16 protein-coding genes are annotated in these 18,213 nt (G+C 39.2%); 14 read left to right on the top strand and 2 right to left on the bottom strand.

Features of this window, described 5'->3' with window-relative positions:
* The first annotated feature begins 16 nt into the window (after positions 1 to 16).
* From iolG to JFV29_RS06910, 4 genes are all read left to right on the top strand, one after another.
* Positions 17 to 1,039: an inositol 2-dehydrogenase gene (gene iolG, locus JFV29_RS06925; protein ID WP_201181990.1), complete on the top strand. Its 1,023-nt coding sequence runs from the start codon at positions 17 to 19 to the stop codon at positions 1,037 to 1,039.
* Between the two features lie 262 nt (positions 1,040 to 1,301).
* Positions 1,302 to 2,141, top strand: a complete 840-nt coding sequence (locus tag JFV29_RS06920) for a sugar phosphate isomerase/epimerase family protein (protein WP_201181987.1) — start codon at positions 1,302 to 1,304, stop codon at positions 2,139 to 2,141.
* Between the two features lie 441 nt (positions 2,142 to 2,582).
* On the top strand, positions 2,583 to 4,199 hold the full coding sequence (locus tag JFV29_RS06915; protein ID WP_201181984.1) for a long-chain fatty acid--CoA ligase: 1,617 nt from the start codon (positions 2,583 to 2,585) through the stop codon (positions 4,197 to 4,199).
* A gap of 92 nt (positions 4,200 to 4,291) precedes the next feature.
* On the top strand, positions 4,292 to 5,089 hold the full coding sequence (locus JFV29_RS06910; protein ID WP_201181981.1) for an enoyl-CoA hydratase: 798 nt from the start codon (positions 4,292 to 4,294) through the stop codon (positions 5,087 to 5,089).
* Between the two features lie 105 nt (positions 5,090 to 5,194).
* Here JFV29_RS06910 and JFV29_RS06905 read toward each other — a convergent pair whose 3' ends face one another.
* Positions 5,195 to 5,383, bottom strand: coding sequence for a YhzD family protein (locus JFV29_RS06905; RefSeq protein ID WP_056528009.1), 189 nt, complete (start codon positions 5,381 to 5,383; stop codon positions 5,195 to 5,197).
* A gap of 530 nt (positions 5,384 to 5,913) precedes the next feature.
* Between JFV29_RS06905 and cysK the strand changes: the two genes are divergently transcribed.
* The 9 genes from cysK to JFV29_RS06855 all read left to right on the top strand — a co-directional run bounded on the left by cysK (position 5,914) and on the right by JFV29_RS06855 (position 16,829).
* Entirely contained in the window at positions 5,914 to 6,837 is a 924-nt protein-coding gene (cysK, locus tag JFV29_RS06895; RefSeq protein ID WP_053344908.1) for a cysteine synthase A, read from the top strand.
* A gap of 186 nt (positions 6,838 to 7,023) precedes the next feature.
* On the top strand, positions 7,024 to 8,241 hold the full coding sequence (locus JFV29_RS06890; protein ID WP_201181975.1) for a metallophosphoesterase: 1,218 nt from the start codon (positions 7,024 to 7,026) through the stop codon (positions 8,239 to 8,241).
* Positions 8,189 to 11,284 carry an ATP-binding protein gene (locus JFV29_RS06885; protein WP_201181972.1) on the top strand — a complete coding sequence of 1,032 codons (3,096 nt, stop codon included), beginning with the start codon at positions 8,189 to 8,191 and terminating at the stop codon, positions 11,282 to 11,284. The genes JFV29_RS06890 and JFV29_RS06885 overlap by 53 nt, the downstream gene beginning before the upstream one ends.
* Complete coding sequence (locus JFV29_RS06880; RefSeq protein WP_242486111.1) at positions 11,284 to 11,733, top strand: hypothetical protein; 450 nt, start codon at positions 11,284 to 11,286, stop codon at positions 11,731 to 11,733. The genes JFV29_RS06885 and JFV29_RS06880 overlap by 1 nt, the downstream gene beginning before the upstream one ends.
* A 497-nt stretch (positions 11,734 to 12,230) precedes the next feature.
* On the top strand, positions 12,231 to 13,055 hold the full coding sequence (locus tag JFV29_RS06875; RefSeq protein WP_056528024.1) for an ABC transporter ATP-binding protein: 825 nt from the start codon (positions 12,231 to 12,233) through the stop codon (positions 13,053 to 13,055).
* Positions 13,048 to 13,746, top strand: coding sequence for a (2Fe-2S)-binding protein (locus JFV29_RS06870; protein WP_053344912.1), 699 nt, complete (start codon positions 13,048 to 13,050; stop codon positions 13,744 to 13,746). Before JFV29_RS06875 ends, JFV29_RS06870 begins: the two co-directional genes overlap by 8 nt.
* Positions 13,747 to 13,923: 177 nt before the next feature.
* The gene (gene yhaM / locus JFV29_RS06865) at positions 13,924 to 14,862 is read left to right on the top strand and encodes a 3'-5' exoribonuclease YhaM (RefSeq protein WP_201181969.1); all 939 of its coding nucleotides are present in this window, start codon (positions 13,924 to 13,926) and stop codon (positions 14,860 to 14,862) included.
* Positions 14,863 to 14,963: 101 nt separating this feature from the next.
* Positions 14,964 to 15,146, top strand: coding sequence for a sporulation YhaL family protein (locus tag JFV29_RS06860; RefSeq protein WP_053344914.1), 183 nt, complete (start codon positions 14,964 to 14,966; stop codon positions 15,144 to 15,146).
* Positions 15,147 to 15,470: 324 nt separating this feature from the next.
* Complete coding sequence (locus tag JFV29_RS06855) at positions 15,471 to 16,829, top strand: IS1182 family transposase (RefSeq protein WP_201181966.1); 1,359 nt, start codon at positions 15,471 to 15,473, stop codon at positions 16,827 to 16,829.
* Between the two features lie 148 nt (positions 16,830 to 16,977).
* On the opposite strand, the gene JFV29_RS06850 is transcribed toward JFV29_RS06855, so the two are convergent.
* The gene (locus JFV29_RS06850) at positions 16,978 to 17,844 is read right to left on the bottom strand and encodes a peptidylprolyl isomerase (RefSeq protein WP_201181964.1); all 867 of its coding nucleotides are present in this window, start codon (positions 17,842 to 17,844) and stop codon (positions 16,978 to 16,980) included.
* 200 nt (positions 17,845 to 18,044) lie between these two features.
* Between JFV29_RS06850 and JFV29_RS06845 the strand changes: the two genes are divergently transcribed.
* Positions 18,045 to 18,128 carry a YjcZ family sporulation protein gene (locus JFV29_RS06845; RefSeq protein WP_083450669.1) on the top strand — a complete coding sequence of 28 codons (84 nt, stop codon included), beginning with the start codon at positions 18,045 to 18,047 and terminating at the stop codon, positions 18,126 to 18,128.
* The last annotated feature ends 85 nt before the right edge of the window (positions 18,129 to 18,213 follow it).

Genomic DNA, 18,213 nt, shown 5'->3' with positions numbered 1-18,213 from the left:
TAGGGGGATTAGGTCAATGACACTGACTGTTGGAATTATTGGAGCAGGTCGTATTGGAAGATTACATGTAGATAATTTGAAGGTGATTCAGCAAATCCGAATTAAAAGTGTTTCGGATGTTGCAATTGAACATCTTGAAGAGTGGGCGATAGAGAAACGAATTGAAGTATTGACAACGGATTACCTTGAATTGCTTAGTGATCCTGAAATCCAAGCAGTGTTTATATGCTCACCAACAAATACACATGCAAATATTATTAAAGAAGCGGCTAAAGCTGGAAAACATATTTTCTGTGAAAAGCCAATTAGCTTCTCAGTGGAAGAAACAGAAGAAGCACTTACTGCGGTGAAAAGTGCAGGTGTAAAGCTTCAAGTTGGTTTTAACCGTCGCTTTGATCCGAATTTTCGTAAGATTCGAAACCTCGTTCAAGAAGGTGAAATCGGGATACCTCATATTTTGCGAATCACTTCACGTGATCCTCAACCGCCAAGTGCTGATTATATTAAATCTTCAGGCGGATTGTTCATGGATATGACGATCCATGACTTCGACATGGCTCGCTACGTTATGGGCAGTGAAGTTGTGGAGGTGTTCGCAAATGGAGCTGTGTTAGTGGACCCCGCTATTGAGGAAGCAGGCGATATTGACACAGCCATCATAACTTTGAAATTTGCAAATGGTGCACTAGGGGTTATCGATAATAGCCGCCGTGCCGTCTATGGATATGATCAACGTCTTGAGATTTTTGGGGATAAGGGTACTGCACAAGTGGATAACAACAGGGCAACAACTGTTGAGGTTTCAACAAATGATCATGTAAAGAAAGAAAAGCCGCTTTACTTTTTCCTTGAACGCTACACTCAAGCATATATAGATGAAGTAACTGAGTTTTCATCGGCATGTCTTGAAAACCTTGAAGTGAGTTGTAGTGGCTTTGATGGCATACAAGCTGAGCGTATTGCTAAAGCTGCAAAACAATCACTAGAAACGGGAATTCCGGTTCAGTTGAAGCAGACTGACCAAATTGCTACATATTAATTAAACGGAAGAAAGAATAATATGAACCAGCTGAAATAGAAATGGCTTCTAGAGCCGGATGCGAAAATTTTGCCGGGAAATTTAAGAAAATACTTCTACGTTACTAAAAGTGCGCAGGCTTTTTGACTGATAGGTAACACCCGAGGTTAATAGTATTAACAGTCCGAGGTGCAGCAATTGGAAAGCCAGTTAGTGTCAGAGAGAAAAGTTTTACGAAAAACTTTTTTGGAAGTGATCTTACTAACAATAAGGGAGTAACGTAATGAAATTTTCAATATGTAGCTGGATTTTCGGCGATATACCTATAGAAAAGGTTATGCAATTTGTGTCACAAACAGGATATGATGCAATAGAAATTCGAGCAGCTGTGAATGACTATAAGTGGAAAGACCTTTTACATCTTTCCAAAGAATTGTCTTTGGAAATTGGAGGTTTGACAGGAGATTCAGGCTGGCCAAATGAAGAACAAGACCTTGCCAATGCTCACTCGGAAAATCGTCAAAAAGCTATAGAGTATTTTAAAAGACAGATAGAGGCTGTAAAGGAGGTAGAAGGAAAATACCTCGTTGTATGTCCTTCTGCTGTCGGAAAAACTTCGCCGATGGGATTAAATGGAGAGGATTGGAAATGGGCCATTGATTCCGTCCAGAAATTAGTAGAAAAAGCAGGTGAATTAGATATTACACTTGTGATTGAACCATTAAATAGGTATGAAAGCTGTATAGTAAACAGCGGAGATGACGCATTGCTCTTTGTTCAAGAGGTAAGTAATCCGAAAGTGAAAATGCTATTGGATACATACCATATGAATATTGAAGAAGAAGATATGGAAACACCATTTCTGAAAACAAAAGAACACCTAGAAATTATCCATGTAGCGGATAGCAACAGGCGAGCTCTTGGCAGGGGACATATTGATTTTGGACAATTTGCATCCGGTATAAATAAATCTGGTTTTAATGGTCATATTGTTGTGGAATGTATGGCTCCAGGGGTTGATCCTTTCCAAGCAGGTAAAGGATATCCAGCAATGAACCTAATTTATACCTATGCAGAAGAATCCTTGATTTATTTAAAGGAGCTGACCAAGGCTTCTATATAGCATCTTAATTCATGTACCTAGCGGTATTAAAGCTTTAAGGTAGAAGTCAATAAGGGAAAGAATAGTTAATTGACTTTTTAACCTTAAATAAATAAATAAATAAATATTGTAGTTTTTCTTTTAAGGCATTATCTGAGATTCTCTTCCTGACGGTTCTAAGGCCATCTCATAGTACTGAATATCCATTTTTAAGACGATGGATATTAGGGAATTCCCAATTTTTGACGGCGATTTTCTTTTTTAGGTCCCTCTAGAGTTATGGGTTGTAAGAACTGAATAAGACAGACAAAGGATCAAGTTTAAGGTCCTTTTTTTGTTTAACCAATAATGTAAACCAGAGTCTTAAAATAAAATGTAAAACCGAACCTAGGGAAAAAGGATTATTTTTTTTCTGGTCGAATATATATGTGAAAGCGTTTTCTAGAGAAGGGGGAGATTGTTATGATGGATACTCCATTGATTATGACGCAAATCATTGAGAGAGCTGAAAAATATTTTCCAAAAAAAGAGGTAGTTTCGCGTACGGACGGTGGAATTCACACTTTTACATATGCAAAAATTGCTGAGCGTACAAGAAGGCTAGCGAGTAACCTTGAAAAATTCGGTATCAAGACAGGTGACCGGATCGGAACACTTGCATGGAATCATCATCGGCACTTGGAAGCATATTTTGCGATTCCTTGTCATGGGGCTGTCCTACATACAATTAATATGCGTCTGTCTCCTCAGCATGTTTCTTATATCGTCAATAGTGCGGAGGATCGATTATTGCTAATAGATCCTGATGTCATCCCAATGTTGGAAACGATTAAAGATGAGTTAACAACGGTAGAAGGCTACATCATTATGACTGATAATGATGAACTGCCTGAAACGACACTATCACCTGTTTACCATTATGAAAAGTTATTGGCTGAAGGGAATCCTAAGCAGACATTCATTCAGGATTTAAATGAAAATGCACCTGCCGGCATGTGTTATACATCCGCCACGACAGGAAATCCAAAGGGTGTGGTTTATTCACATCGCGGAATTTTGTTGCATGCGATTGCGCTGGGACTTGCTGATTCTACAGCAATAAGCGAACGGGATGTGGCTTTGCCAGTCGTACCAATGTTTCACGTTAATGCATGGGGAATGCCATTTGCGAGTGTTTGGTTTGGCACAAAGATGGTTTTACCGGGACCGAACTTTACCCCGAAAATTTTGGCAGAGCTTATAGAAACGGAAAAGGTCACAATCGCTGCAGGAGTTCCGACGATTTGGCTTGGGTTGTTGAAGGAGCTTGAAGAAGGTAGCCATGATACGAGCAGTATTCGCGCTGTTTTATGCGGAGGGTCGGCGGCTCCAAAAAGCATGATTAAAACTTTTGAGCAAAAGTACAGTATTCCATTCCTGCATGCTTATGGTATGACGGAAACAAGCCCGCTCGTATTTGTTTCCAAACCAAAAAGCTATCAGGAAGACTTACCTGAGGATGAACTTTATGAGTTGAAGGCCAAGCAGGGGCTTGTCTCGCCGATGATCGAAATTAAAGTTGTCGGGCAGGATGGTGAAGTGAAAGCGGATGGAAAAGAAATGGGAGAATTACTTATAAGGGGTCCATGGATAGCGGATGAGTATTTTAAAGATGAGCGATCCGAGGGGACGTTTATAGATGGCTGGCTTTATACCGGAGATGTTGTCACGATAGATGAGGAAGGCTTTGTGAAAATTGTCGATCGGACGAAGGACTTAATCAAAAGCGGTGGAGAGTGGATTTCCTCTGTAGATATAGAGAATACATTAATGGCTCATGAGGGTATCTTTGAGGCGGCAGTCATTGCAGTGCCTCATGAAAAATGGCAGGAACGCCCAATTGCTTGTGTTGTCTTGAAGGATGCATATAAAGAGCAGGTATCACAAGAAGACATAATAGAATTTTTAAAACCGCAGTTTGCTAAGTGGTGGTTACCGGATGAAGTAGTCTTTTTGGATGATATTCCAAAAACGGGTGTAGGGAAGTTCTTGAAAAGGGCGTTGCGTGATCAGCTTCAGGATAAATATATTAAGAAATAAAAGGTAAAATTGAATAAATATAACTTTTTTCTATTACGATAGTAGAGTGAGCATATATAATAAATTTATAGAATGAAAGAGGAGGAAATAGATTGAGTAATGAAACATCATTAAATTCAGGTACGGTTTTAGTCACATATTCGGAACGAACAGCAACTGTTGCAATGAATCGTCCAGAGGCTATGAATGCATTAAATCCGCAAATGCTAAATGATTTTATTTTTGCTCTTAAAGAAGTAAGTGAGAATGAGGACGTGGACGTCGTCATTTTAAAAGGCAATGGGAAAGCTTTTTCAGCAGGCGGAGATATTAAAATGATGCTCGCACCTGATAAAGAAGATGGTTTTAATGACCTGATGGATGGAATTAGTGAATTAGTAACAACCTTATATTTCATGCCTAAATTGACAATCAGTGCCATTCACGGTGCAGCAGCAGGTCTTGGTTTGAGTATTGCGCTTGCAACTGACCATCTTATTGCTGACTCAGAAAGTAAGGTTGCCATGAACTTTATCGGCATTGGATTAATTCCTGATGGGGGTGGACATTTCTTCCTTGAGCGACGTCTTGGTGAAGTGGGGGCGAAAGAATTAATCTGGGAAGGTAGAGTGCTAACAGCGCTGGAGGCTAAAGAAAAAGGCCTCATTCACGAAATAGCAGATGGAACTTTGGAGCAGGCGGTAGAGAGAAAAGTACAAGGATGGCTGAAAAGTCCTGTTCAAGCGATGATCAAGACGAAAAAGATTCTAAGTGAAAAAAATCGTCCATTATTAATAAAGATGCTTGAAATTGAAAAGGCTGCCCAATTTAAAATGCGCCAAACAGCGGATCACCAAGAAGGAATAAAGGCTTTCGTTGAAAAAAGAAGACCAAATTTTATCGGAAAATGAAACGGAAAAGGCAGTCACGATATTGTGACTGCCTTTTTATATAATCAGAAAGAAGATGTATAAAACTTAGTCGACATCTAAATGATCACGCTTCCATTTTTCCAATCAACGATGAAAAAGTAATAACGCGCCTGCGGGTGATGTACAGCGATGTGTTTGATCTTGATAGTTTTTTTCATTTAATAAATTTTGACCTAATTCTTTTGCATGTTCATCATTCTCAGCCGTAAATGATTCATCCAAGAGTTTTTCCCCTGACGGTTCAAATACGGTTAATTTGTATATTCTGCTCATTTTCAAAACTCCCTTTTCAAATAATAGACTGTTTTTTTCGTAATATTTAAACGGTTATTGAAAATTTTATCATTTTCTGTAAATTTTGACTATTACTATGTAAGGAAAATATATTTAGTAAACATTATTAATTTATAGAATATCAATAGATTCCGTTTTCATTCAGGCCGCTTTTGAAAAATCCGACTTCATTTTATCAGAAGCGACGCCTGACTGTGCATAGCCGCATCAGAAACAAGCAGACTTTCAATATTAAGTGGGGAATATATAAGAAACGGGATACATCCTTAGTGATTGAAAAGAAATATATCGAACAAGATTTAAAAGAAATAAAAGCTGGTAAATAATGAGAAAGGCTACTCTATAGCCTACAGGGCTCTATGAGTATGCTTTTTATTTTTGGACACTGATTTGGACAGAATGAAAATTAAACCTATTTATTTAAGCGGAATTCTTTCCTTAAAACAAAAAATCATAAATGATATAATAATGTAGTAGAAAGTGCATAAGCCGAAAGGAGACTTTTTTGAATGACAGTAAAAATCGTAAATAATATTACGGAATTGATAGGAGATACACCAGTTGTTAGAATTAATCATTTAACAGCAGAGGGTGACGCGGAAGTATATGTGAAACTTGAATATTTTAATCCGAGTCGCAGCGTAAAAGATCGGGCTGCCTTTAACTTAATTAGGCAGGCTGAACTGGATGGAATTATTCAATCTGGAGCAACAATCATTGAACCCACCTCTGGAAATACAGGTATCGGACTTGCAATGAATGCTGCAGCAAAAGGCTATCGGGCTATTATGGTCATGCCGGATAATATGTCAAAAGAAAGAATTAACATATTAAAAGCATACGGAGCGGAGGTTGTCCTCACTCCTGCGTCAGAAAGGATGCCAGGAGCAATTCGTAAAGCCGAAGAACTTGCTGCAGAGATTCCTAATAGCTTTATTCCTCAGCAATTTGAAAACAAAGCCAATCCTGATATACATCGAGTAACGACAGCGGTCGAGATCTTAGAGCAGATGGACCGCAAGTTGGACGTGTTTGTCGCAACTGCTGGAACAGGTGGAACGATTACAGGAACGGGTGAAGCGTTAAAAGAACAACTTCCTGATTTAAGAGTCGTCGTTGTCGAGCCTAAAGGTTCTCCTGTTCTTTCAGGAGGGAAGCCAGGTCCCCATAAGCTGGTAGGTACAAGCCCTGGTTTTGTACCAAGCATTTTAAATACCGAAGTACTTGATGAAATTGTGCAAGCGGCAGATGAAGATGCGATTTCGACGATGAAGGATATGGCTGCGAAGGAAGGTATATTAATCGGGCCTTCAAGCGGTGCCTCTGTCTGGGCTGCCCTTCAGGAAGCTCGTCGTCTTGGAACTGGAAAACGTGTCCTTTGCATTGCACCGGATAATGGTGAACGTTACTTAAGTATGGATATTTTTAAATAAATAGTAGAGACCGAATGCTGTGCACGAAACAAAGTGTCTGCCATTCGGTCTTTTTTCTCCTGAAATTGCCGATACTGGTTATCCCGATCCATTACTATAACGGCAGTACTGTAATTCGGATGAGAAAGTATGTTCTATTTATGTTAAAATAAAAGTAAATTGATGTTAGGAACCGAGGTGATTTCAGTGAGCAGTGTGAAGTTCATTCATGCGGCCGATCTACATTTGGATAGTCCTTTTTCCGGATTGAAGGATATGCCGCCATCTTTATTAAAGGAAATAAGAGAAAGTCCTTTTAAGGCCTTTCAAAAAATGATTAATGAGGCAATTTTCCATCAGGTTGACTTTATTGTGTTATCGGGTGATTTATTTGATGGGGAAAATCGAAGTCTTCGGACACAGGTCCGCTTTCGAAGCGAAATGGAAAAACTTCAGCAACACCAGATTCCAGCCTTTATCATTCATGGAAATCATGATCATCTCAGCGGATCATGGGTCATGGTTGAGCTTCCGGGAAATGTTCACGTTTTTTCGGGGCAAACCGAAGTGAAATTATTTCAAAAAAGCGATGGAACGTCTGTCCACCTTTATGGATTTAGTTATCCACGGCGTCATGTAACAGAGCGAATGATCGAAACATACATAAAAGCTGAAGGGGCAGATTACCATATCGGTCTACTTCATGGCAATTTAGAAGGAAATTCTGAGCATAGCCCATATGCCCCTTTTTCGCTAAAGGAACTTTGTGCCAAAGATTTTGATTACTGGGCATTAGGCCATATTCATAAGCATCAGGTGGTATCAGAAAATCCGCTTGTAATTTACCCAGGGAATATTCAAGGTAGAAATCGTAAGGAGTCTGGCGTAAAAGGCTGCCTACTAGTCGAACTGGACGGTGACACTAAGCGACATTCCTTTATCGAAACCTCCGGGGTGATATGGGAAAGTGAAACAATAAAAATTTCTGCAGATTCAAATTTTGATGCTCTGTATAAGGTATGCAAGGATATTCTTGAGAAAAAGCGCTTTGATGGTAGATGCTATCTTTTAGAGATAAAGTTGGACATTGTAGGTTCGGTAAACTATTATGGTGAAATTCTTGAAGAATTGACCAGGATTTTACAGGATGAGGAGCAAGGTGAGTCGTTTGTTTGGCTGTATAGAATCAAAATCATTCAGCCTATATCCGTGGTAAGTTCGAGAGAAAAAATAACGCCGTTTGTGGCTGAAATATCAATGCTTGCTTCTGAATTTGAGGATATTGAGACTGCCCTGTCACCGCTTTATAAGCAGCCAGGAGCAAGAAGATTCCTTGATTCCTTAGAGGCAGAAGAGCAGCAGGAGCTTATGGATGAAGCAGAAAGATGGCTTTTGCAGGTTTTTGAATCAAAAGGATATTTATAAAAAGGAGGAAAATGGTTTGATAATTAAAGACCTCCATGTTTATGGTTATGGCAAACTGGAAAATCAACGTTTTCCAGAAATGAAACAGCTGCAAATCTTCTTTGGAGAAAATGAATCGGGCAAATCCACAATTATGTCTTTCATTCATAGTATTCTTTTTGGGTTTCCAACAAAAGTTCAAAATGAACCGCGTTACGAGCCTAAAATGCATGCCAAATATGGCGGGAGACTCACTCTCATCACAAAAAAGGACGGGGAAATCTTTATTGAACGGGTGAAGGGAAAAGCCACCGGTGATGTGAAAGTGACTTTCGAAAACGGGAGGGTTGGAGGCGAGCAAGAACTGAATGATATTCTCCATGGAGTTGATAAAAACTATTACCAAGCCATTTTTTCTTTCGACCTTCAGGGTCTGCAGGGATTACATACACTCAGTGAAGGAACCATGAGTAAATATTTGCTTTCAGCCGGGCTGATTGGGAACGATAAACTTCTCGAGGCAGAAACGAAGCTGCAAAAAGAATTGGATCTCAGGTTCAAGCCATCAGGTCATAAACCTCTACTAAATGTCAGATTAAAAGAACTCAGAGAAGTTCAAAAAAAGGTGAAAGCGGCAGAAGATGAACAAAAGTCATATACGGCTTTACTGCTGGAAGAAACAAAACTTACAGGTGAACTTTCTGAAATCACGGACCAGATCCAAGAGATAGAGGTAAGCCATGTTAACTCGAGTACTTTTTTACGAATTAAACCGTTGCTTGAGGAACGGGAAGAAATTGAATCAAGACACAGTAAGATTAAGGATGTCAGTTTTCCTGTTGATGGTTTAAAAAGGTTTGAACAGTTACAAGCAGTTGGAATGCCAATTAATGCCCAACTAGCCGCCTTGACTGAGAAGGTAGAGCAACTTGAACAAAATCTAGTACAAATCGAGATCAACCCGTTTATCAGGGATCATAAAGAACGGATCGAACATGCAATCGACCAAGGGTCATTGCTGGATAAGCTTGAGTTGGACATGCGCAAAGCGGAACATGAAAGGCTGATGGAAGAAAAGAATATTGAAAAGGTAAAGCAGGAATTATTCTGGGATGTTTCTGATGAAGAAATCAGGAAACTCGATATCAGTACATTCAATAAGGAAAAGGTAAAAAAAGCAGAGAGGGAGAAGCATCGTCTGCAAAATGATAAAAGACAGCTCGATGAAAAATATGGATTGCAAAAAGGGAATCTAGAAACGACGGAAGCACGCTTGAAGGAGATAAAGCAACAGCTATTGACAGAAGAAAAAAGAAACAAGCTGGAGTCTTTATATAACAAGCAGAATAGTACCGGTTCTGAAGAAGCTAAAATCCTGCTTCTTGATGAGCAAATTTTGGAGCTTGAAAAACAATTAAAATTACAGAAGAAGAAGGAGGAGAATAATCGCAAACGTTCGCTGCTCATAAATGGCAGTTTAATAGGACTTTTTTGTTTGGGTGCAATAGGAAGTTTTTTCAGTGACCAGATATTAGTAGGAAGTATACTTCTGACAGCGGCCGTTTTGTTTGCAGTTTCTAGGTCTTTATTCAAGGGAGATGATATATTGTCCGGGTTTACCCGTCAACTTGATGAAGCGAAAAGGAAAAGGGCTGTATTTGAGAGTGAGGCAAAAACTAACAGAGAGATTGAAGGAGAGTCGATGGGGCAACTGCTGGAACAAGATTACCGTCTTCAAAGGCAGCTCGAAAATGAACGGTTTAAATATGAAGAGCGAGAGGAAGCCTTCGAAACGACTATCCAGGAATACGCCGCCTGGGAAGCAAGCAGGGACCGACTAAATAAAGAGGTGAGCACCATCATTAATGGCTGGGGGATGCCTTATTCCGGAGTGGAAATCAATCTTGAATCCGTATTTGAATTGCTTGAGAAGTGGAAGGAAGCCGTTGAAAGGAAACATGAAAAAATCAGACAATATCAATTTTTAGATTCAGAGTTTGAAGGTAAATCGGAGGCTTTATTTCAATTTGCTCTAGGGAGTGGTCTGGAGCCCTCCACTTGGAGGGACGCAATCAGCCTTTTGAAACGAGAAATAAACAATACGATGGAAAAAAACGTTCAACTTACACAATGGATGCAGGAACTGAGCCGTTTAACGAATGAAATAGAGCGGCTGTCGATAGAAAAAGACTATCTTGATGTGGAAAAGGAACAGCTTTTTGCCATAGCGCATGTTAAGGGTGAGGAAGAGTTTCGTCAAAACGCGGTCTTGTCTGAGGAGAAAGTCATGTTGCAAAAACAATATGATTTGCTAAACATTCAAATAGGGCAATCCCGAATGCAGTCTGAACTGATTCAAACTCTCTATAAACAGGGAATCAGCACATATACTCTTGAAAAATTGGAACAAAAGCGTAAGGATTTAGTAAAGGAAAAATCACTTTTATTGGAGAAGCGGTCCGATACGAAGCAAAGAATCAAACAGCTTGAGGCTTCAGGTATTTATGACGATTTACTTCATCATTTTTATGAAGAAAAAGCGGCTTTTAACGAGGAAGCGAAGGAATGGGCAAAATTTGCCATAGCCAAAAGCTTATTAAATAAAACCTTAGACCGATATAAACGAGAACGTCTCCCGAAGGTCATCGCTGAAGCAGAACAACATTTTGCCTTTTTAACAAATGGGCGCTATAGGAAGATAAACCTTGATCAGTCAGGTGATGGACTTTGGGTAGAGCGCAGTGATGGCTTGAGTTTCAGTGCTGAGGAGGTCAGCCGTGGAACAGCAGAGCAAATTTATGTTTCCTTAAGGCTCGCGCTTGCTGATCATACTTTTGAGGATGATTCATTCCCACTCATCATTGATGATAGTTTTGTTAATTTTGACGGGGTAAGAACAAAACGGATGCTTGAATTATTGAAGAAGGTGTCGGAAAAGCGGCAAATTTTCTTTTTTACATGTCACCAACATGTATTGGAACATTTCACAGAAAATCAAGTAATTCGGCTATCTAAGCAAGTTTTGCATCAAAATGAGAAGGATATAATTATTTCTGAAATATAATGAAATTTAAATTACTAATAAAGAGAGTGAAGGCATTGAATATGAATGAGTTTGTTAGCCATCATGATTCTTCTCTACAGTTAATCATCGAAAAGGAGTTTCCTGATAAACGGTGTGTTGGGGGGAAGTATTCTGCAGAAGAACATACAATCACTTTATATAATAGAGATATCGAAATTCAGTGCGAAGGTGTCCTAGGCTCGCTTGAAAGACTTGAGGAGTATACCTGGATTATCTTCACACATGAGCTAGGTCACGCGTTAGATCCGAATCTTGCTATGCTGAGTGAGGAGTTATCCTGTACGAAAAATCCAGATATCCTTTATCAAATAGAAGTCAATGCATGGAATATTGCCGAGGAACTAATTCCTTTTATCGATCAGGATTTGTTCTTCCTAATTAGAAATGAATCATTGGTTTATTGCACAAACCGCCTGCTTGTTGGTTGAAAAAAACCCTCTCCCAATATAGGAGAGGTTTTTTGTTTTTTCTTGATTTTACCTATAAATGAAGAAGGGTCATCTATCCTTACTGAAAAGCCCGCATTTATTTCAAGTGGTGGCAGAATTAACATGCTTGCATACTAAGTTCCCGCCTAGTAGAGCTGATACAGGTAGATGTGCCATGTAACAAGAAGTTGATGGTGGACTATTTAACCGATATGGCAATGCCTTAAATTAAACGATGTAGCTTGTGTGTTATTTCAGCAAATTACCTTTGTCTGAATAATGGACTCAGTTTTTTCATTTTTGATTGGATGATATTAATGTTAACTAAGGATTCTTCATATATTTAATCGAAGGATAACTTTATTAAAGGATAATTATTTTTGTATTCATAAAGAAGAACAGAAACTATGTTTTTTTGTTTTTATCTTTTTTAAAATTGACATTGATAATCATTTTCATTAAACTGATATTATTAGACTAATAAGGGGAGTATTTTAATGCGACCAGCTATTAACACACAGTCTTTATCGCTCGGTTATGGTGAAAAATTAATTATAAATGAAATGAATATAGAAATACCTCATGGGGAGATCACCGTATTCATTGGTGCAAATGGATGTGGGAAATCAACACTTCTTCGTTCGGTTGCCCGCTTGTTAAAGCCTCAATCCGGTTCAGTTTTACTTGAGGGAAAAGCTATTTCTTCCATGTCATCGAAGGATGTAGCAAGGAAGATGGCGATTCTTCCACAATCGCCTATTGCCCCTGAAGGACTTACGGTCTATCAACTTGTTAAACAAGGAAGATATCCATATCAAAGCTGGTTGAAGCAGTGGAGCTCTTTGGATGAGGAAAAAGTTCAAAAGGCAATTGAAGCAACGAACCTAACAGAATTGAAGGATCGGGCGGTCGATGAATTATCAGGAGGTCAGAAGCAAAGGGCCTGGATAGCGATGACCCTAGCGCAGGATACGGACATCATTTTATTGGATGAACCGACTACATATCTTGATATGGCACATCAAATCGACATTTTGGACTTATTATTCGATTTGAATGAATCTGAGAATCGAACAATTGTGATGGTGCTTCATGATTTGAATCTGGCTTGCCGCTATGCGGATAATCTGGTGGCTCTTAAAGATGGAGCGATATATGATCAGGGACGGCCAGAGGATATAATCACTCCTGAAATGGTTCATCAAGTATTCGGAATGAAGTGTAAAATTTCGTTTGATCCGATTTTTGGCAGCCCAATGTGTATCCCGTTTGGAAAGGGGCGTTATGCCCAAAGTCAGGTAAAAGCGCTGGCAAATGCATAAACTTTCTTCTTCTATAGAAAAAGAGCTGCAAACGTATCGGATTTCCCTCAAAGATGAAGCTCAAGTTTCCAAGTCGTTTGATCATATTGATGGGCTGCTTCAGTATGCACAAGCCCGGACTGGAGCGGAAACGACAAGAGTTGCAGCCTCAATGTGGTTCAGACGTTATGCCTTTTTTGTTACGGCACAATTGTACATGATCAGCAAGCATCGGCTTACTTGGAATGGTACACTTCAGGACATGGGTGTCTTGGATAATCCCGAAGATAAAAATTGGCTGCCAAACTTTTGGCTGAAAAATAACAGTTGGAGAGATGTTTCGGAAAAGGATAGCCCTTTAGCACTCAAATCCATATTAAGCAGGTTTGGTGCGGAAGCTATTCTTCCACTTTCTAAAGCTACTAAAATATCAAAACTTGTACTCTGGGAGAACATTTGGGGCTATACGGTATGGATGTATGCCGAGTTACTGAAACAGCCAGATATAAAAACACGAGTTGAAACGGACATTGAAAGGCTGCTTGAAGATGAGATTTGGATGAATATAGAAAGGCATTCACCATTTAAACGATTCATTGGAGAAAAAACCATTCCTGAGTCCATGAATCCTTATAAACGAGTGACATGCTGTTTATATTACCAGATTGACGGTCAGGAAAAATGCTCATACTGTCCGAATAAGAACTGTTGAATAGATAATCATAAGAAAACCAGGCTTTGACTTCGAGCCTGGTTTTCTTATGGGATGAAAAGTTTCATCTGTCCAGTCTTTTTCTTTCGGGTTGTCTATCACTTATTATAGAAACTAAACGCACTAATCGGGTTGATATGTTATAATGTTGATATTTAATTGAACGGAGGCAGTCGCATGGGAAATGGGATTATTCACTATGGAATTGGTGAAGTAGTAGATATATATATGTATATTAAAACGAGTACAAAGGCGGTTGCGAGTAATGGAAAGCCGTTTTTGACACTGATTTTGTCTGATAAAACTGGGGAGATTGAGGCTAAGTTATGGGATGTCTCCGAGACTGATGAGAAAACATACAGTGCAGAAGCTACGGTGAAAGTTCAGGGGGAAGTCCAGAATTATCGAGGACGAAGCCAATTGAAGATCCGTAATATTAGACTTACTGCGGATGCTGATGGCATCACAAAAGCGGATTTGATTCAAACGGCACCTTTAAGTCAGGATGAAATGATGGAAACGATTACTCAATTCATTTTCGAAATGAGGAACCCAAATATCCAAAGGGTGACCAGACACCTTATCAAAAAATATCAGAATGAATTCTTGACGTTTCCTGCTGCTACTAAGAACCACCATGAGTATATGTCAGGACTCGCATATCACGTTGTGTCGATGCTGGGATTAGCTAAAGCCATTTCAAGCCTATATCCTTCGCTCGATAAGGATCTTCTTTATGCAGGGGTCATTCTACATGACCTTGGAAAGGTACATGAACTATCTGGACCTGTGTCGACTGTATATACGGTTGAAGGTAACCTTCTAGGCCATATCACCATCATGGTAAATGAAGTCGGTAAAGCTGCAGAGGAATTAGGGATCGATGCAGAAGAAATCATGATCCTCAAGCACTTAATATTAAGTCACCATGGTAAAGCTGAATGGGGCAGTCCTAAACCACCAATGGTAAGGGAAGCAGAAGTACTTCATTATATAGATAACATGGATGCCAAAATAAATATGATGGACCGGGCATTGGAAAAAGTAAAACCGGGTGAGTTTACGGAAAGAGTCTTTGCACTCGATAACCGTTCATTCTATAAACCAACATTTTAATGAAATATGTTTCTTTCTCAATCGAGAAAGAAGCATATTTTTTTTGTTTCTGCATATTCTCTAGTAAATGACTAGGAGACTTATTTGGGAGGGAAAAGGACATGCCAATATGGATCTGGTTTGTGTTTATTGGAATCATCGTTAGTGCAGTCATGTCAATATGGACAGCTAGGCAAGAACGCCTTATAGATGATGCTTGGATTGAGAAGGAAGGTCAGAAGTATATTGAAAGGATGGAAGAGGAAAGAGAGAGGCGTAAAAAGGATATAAACCAGGGAGCCTAGCCTGAAATAAAAAAAGCGACAGGACATAGTCCTGTCGCTTCAGACTGTAGACAAACTCGATGAAAATCGAGTTTGTCTACAGTTTTTTTGAGGGGTTGTAAAAATTCGACGTTGATTTCCACTCCAGGCACTCGCTTTCCGCGGGCGGTCAGGGAGCCTCCTCGGCGCCTTTGCGCCTGTGGGGTCTCCCTTGGACACGCATTTCCCGCAGGAGTCTCGCACCTTCCGTTCCAATCAACTTTGTTTTAACAATTAGATATAACCACTTTTGCCTACAGTCCTTTTTGTTTTAATATAGAAGTATTAAAACTTGAGGTGATGACGATGCTTTCGAAACATAATTCTATTCAGCGAGATCAACTTGAAATGATTACTTTGGATCAACTGGTGCCAGCGAACCATTTGGTTCGTAAAATTGAGGGGGCCATTGACTTCACTTTCATTTATGACTTGGTGAAAGATATGTATTCAGAGATAGGGCGCCCAAGTATTGATCCAGTTATTTTAGTTAAATTGACATTCATTCAATATACCTTCGGTATTCGTTCGATGCGTAAAACGATTGAAGAAGTTGAAACGAATATGGCTTACCGTTGGTTTTTAGGTTACGGTTTCCATGATAAAGTACCTCACTTCTCAACGTTCGGGAAAAATTATGAGCGTCGCTTTAAAGATACAGACCTGTTTGAACAGATTTTTTATCGTATCTTAATGACAGCCTCAGAAAGAAAGTTAATTAGTGCAGAGCACGTATTCGTTGATTCAACACATGTGAAAGCCAGTGCGAATAAGCGGAAATTCGAAAAGAAAATCGTTCGTAAGGAAACACGAGCATATCAAGGACGCCTTCAAGAAGAAATAAAACAAGATCGTGAAAACAATGGAAAGAAGCCTTTTCCACCGGATAAATTTGATAAAGAAGAAACCAAAGAAATTAAAGAAAGTTCAACTGACCCTGAGAGTGGCTACTATGTAAAAGATGAACGAACAAAACAGTTTGCCTATTCATTTCATGCGGCTGCAGACCGCAACGGTTTTGTGCTGGGGACGATTGTAACACCAGGAAATACGCATGATAGTCATATCTTAGAGCCTCTTGTTGAACAAGTGATTGAGAAAGTTGGAAAACCTGAAGCTGTTGCCGCAGATGCAGCTTACAAAACACCAGCCATTACAAGCTACCTTTTTGGGAAAGAAATCACACCAGCTTTACCCTATACACGTCCACGAACAAAAGAAGGGTTCTTTCGCAAGCATGACTATGTTTACGATGAACATTTTAATTGTTATCTCTGCCCATCGGGCGAGATTTTAAAGTACTCAACAACAAATAAAGAGGGCTATCGCGAGTACAAATCACCCAAACACACTTGTGCGACATGCTCATTTTTATCACAGTGTACAGTAAGCAAAGACCATCAAAAAGTGGTGACACGCCATATCTGGCAAAATTATATGGAAGAAGCAGATCATCTGCGTCACCACAAGGATGTAAAACCTATATATGCGAAACGCAAAGAAACAATAGAGCGTGTATTTGCAGATGCAAAAGAAAAGCATGGTATGCGTTGGACTACTTTAAGGGGACTTAAAAAATTGTCGATGCAGGCGATGCTTACATTCGCTGCCATGAATTTAAAGAAGATTGCCAATTGGACATGGCAAGGTCCAATAATGGCTTAATAAAGTGGGCTCGTAGAGGCCCAATCTCTTAATCTTGATCAAAATTCAAAGGGAATTTCAAAAGGGGTCCAGAATTAAAACATTCTGGACCCCTTTTGTCTACAAACTGAGCGACAGGACATAGTCCTGTCGCTTTTACTATTCAAAATTACTTTTCTTCTTTAGTTGTGCCACCAGATGTAATAGCATCTTTTAAATCTTTATCATTAATCTTCACGTCTGCTTTTTTAACCTCTGCATCCAGAATATCTTGAACTTTAGTTTGGTCAATTTGAGCGACCTTCAAATCATATTCAAGATCTTTTTTCATATCTTTGTATGGTTTCTTTTCTTTTGTATCAAGCAGTTGGATAATGTGGTAGCCGTAATCAGATTTAATCGGTGCGCTGATTTCGTCTTTCTTCATTTTGTAGGCTGCTTCTTCAAATGCAGGAACCATATCACCTTTACCGAACCAGCCTAGCTCTCCACCTTTATCTTTTGTGCCTGTGTCAGTAGAATACTCTTTAGCAAGTTTAGCAAAGTCTTCGCCTTTATCCAATTTTGCTTTAACTTCGTCTGCTGTTTTTTTGTCTTTTACAAGGATATGCCTAGCTTTGATTTGTGGTTTATAGTCTTCATAAGCTTTTTTTACTTCAGCTTCTTTCACGGTAATATCCGCGATGGCTGCTTTCTCTTGAAGCATGCCGATTTTTAGTGCACGTTTAAGATCATCTTCGCTCTTATATCCGGAAGAGGCTAGAGCTGTTTCGAAATTCTCACCCATTTGCTCTTTCAGCTCGTCCGTTTTAGCTTTAACTTCTTTATCCGTTACGGTATATTTTTCAGAAAGAACTTTTTCATAAACAAGTTCTTGAAGAACTGTATCACCATAACGGTCCTTCATGACATTGTAAAACTCTTCTTTAGATATATCTCCTGCTTTAGTTTCTACGACTGCTTCCTTGTCGCTGTTGCATGCTGTAAGTCCGATCAATCCTGCTGTAACAGCAATCGATAATGCCCATTTCTTCATTAAAAAACAACTCCTAGTTTTAAGTTTCTTGTTTGCTCTTCTTAGTATTTCCACAAAATTAACTATAACATATTCTGGTTACTTTACAAAAAATAATATATTGATGTATGAATAAGAATTTTACGAAAATTGGGTAAATACCTAACCGGATAATAAACCTTAACATATGATAAATCGAGGACAACAAAGGAGGTAGGAAAATGGGTAATGGATTTAACGGAGGTTTCGCTTTGTTAGTAGTGTTATTCATTTTATTAATAATTGTAGGGGCAGCCTTTTGCTAATTATACTCAAAATTAATAATGGAAAGAGCCCACTCCTTTTGCAATGGAGTTGAATAGGATAGGGTAGCCGCTCAACAAGAAATGA

This window comes from Peribacillus sp. TH16, from assembly GCF_016651095.1.
In the GTDB taxonomy this organism is placed as follows: Bacteria; Bacillota; Bacilli; order Bacillales; family DSM-1321; genus Peribacillus; species Peribacillus butanolivorans.
This window is presented reverse-complemented; position numbering and strand designations above follow the sequence as displayed.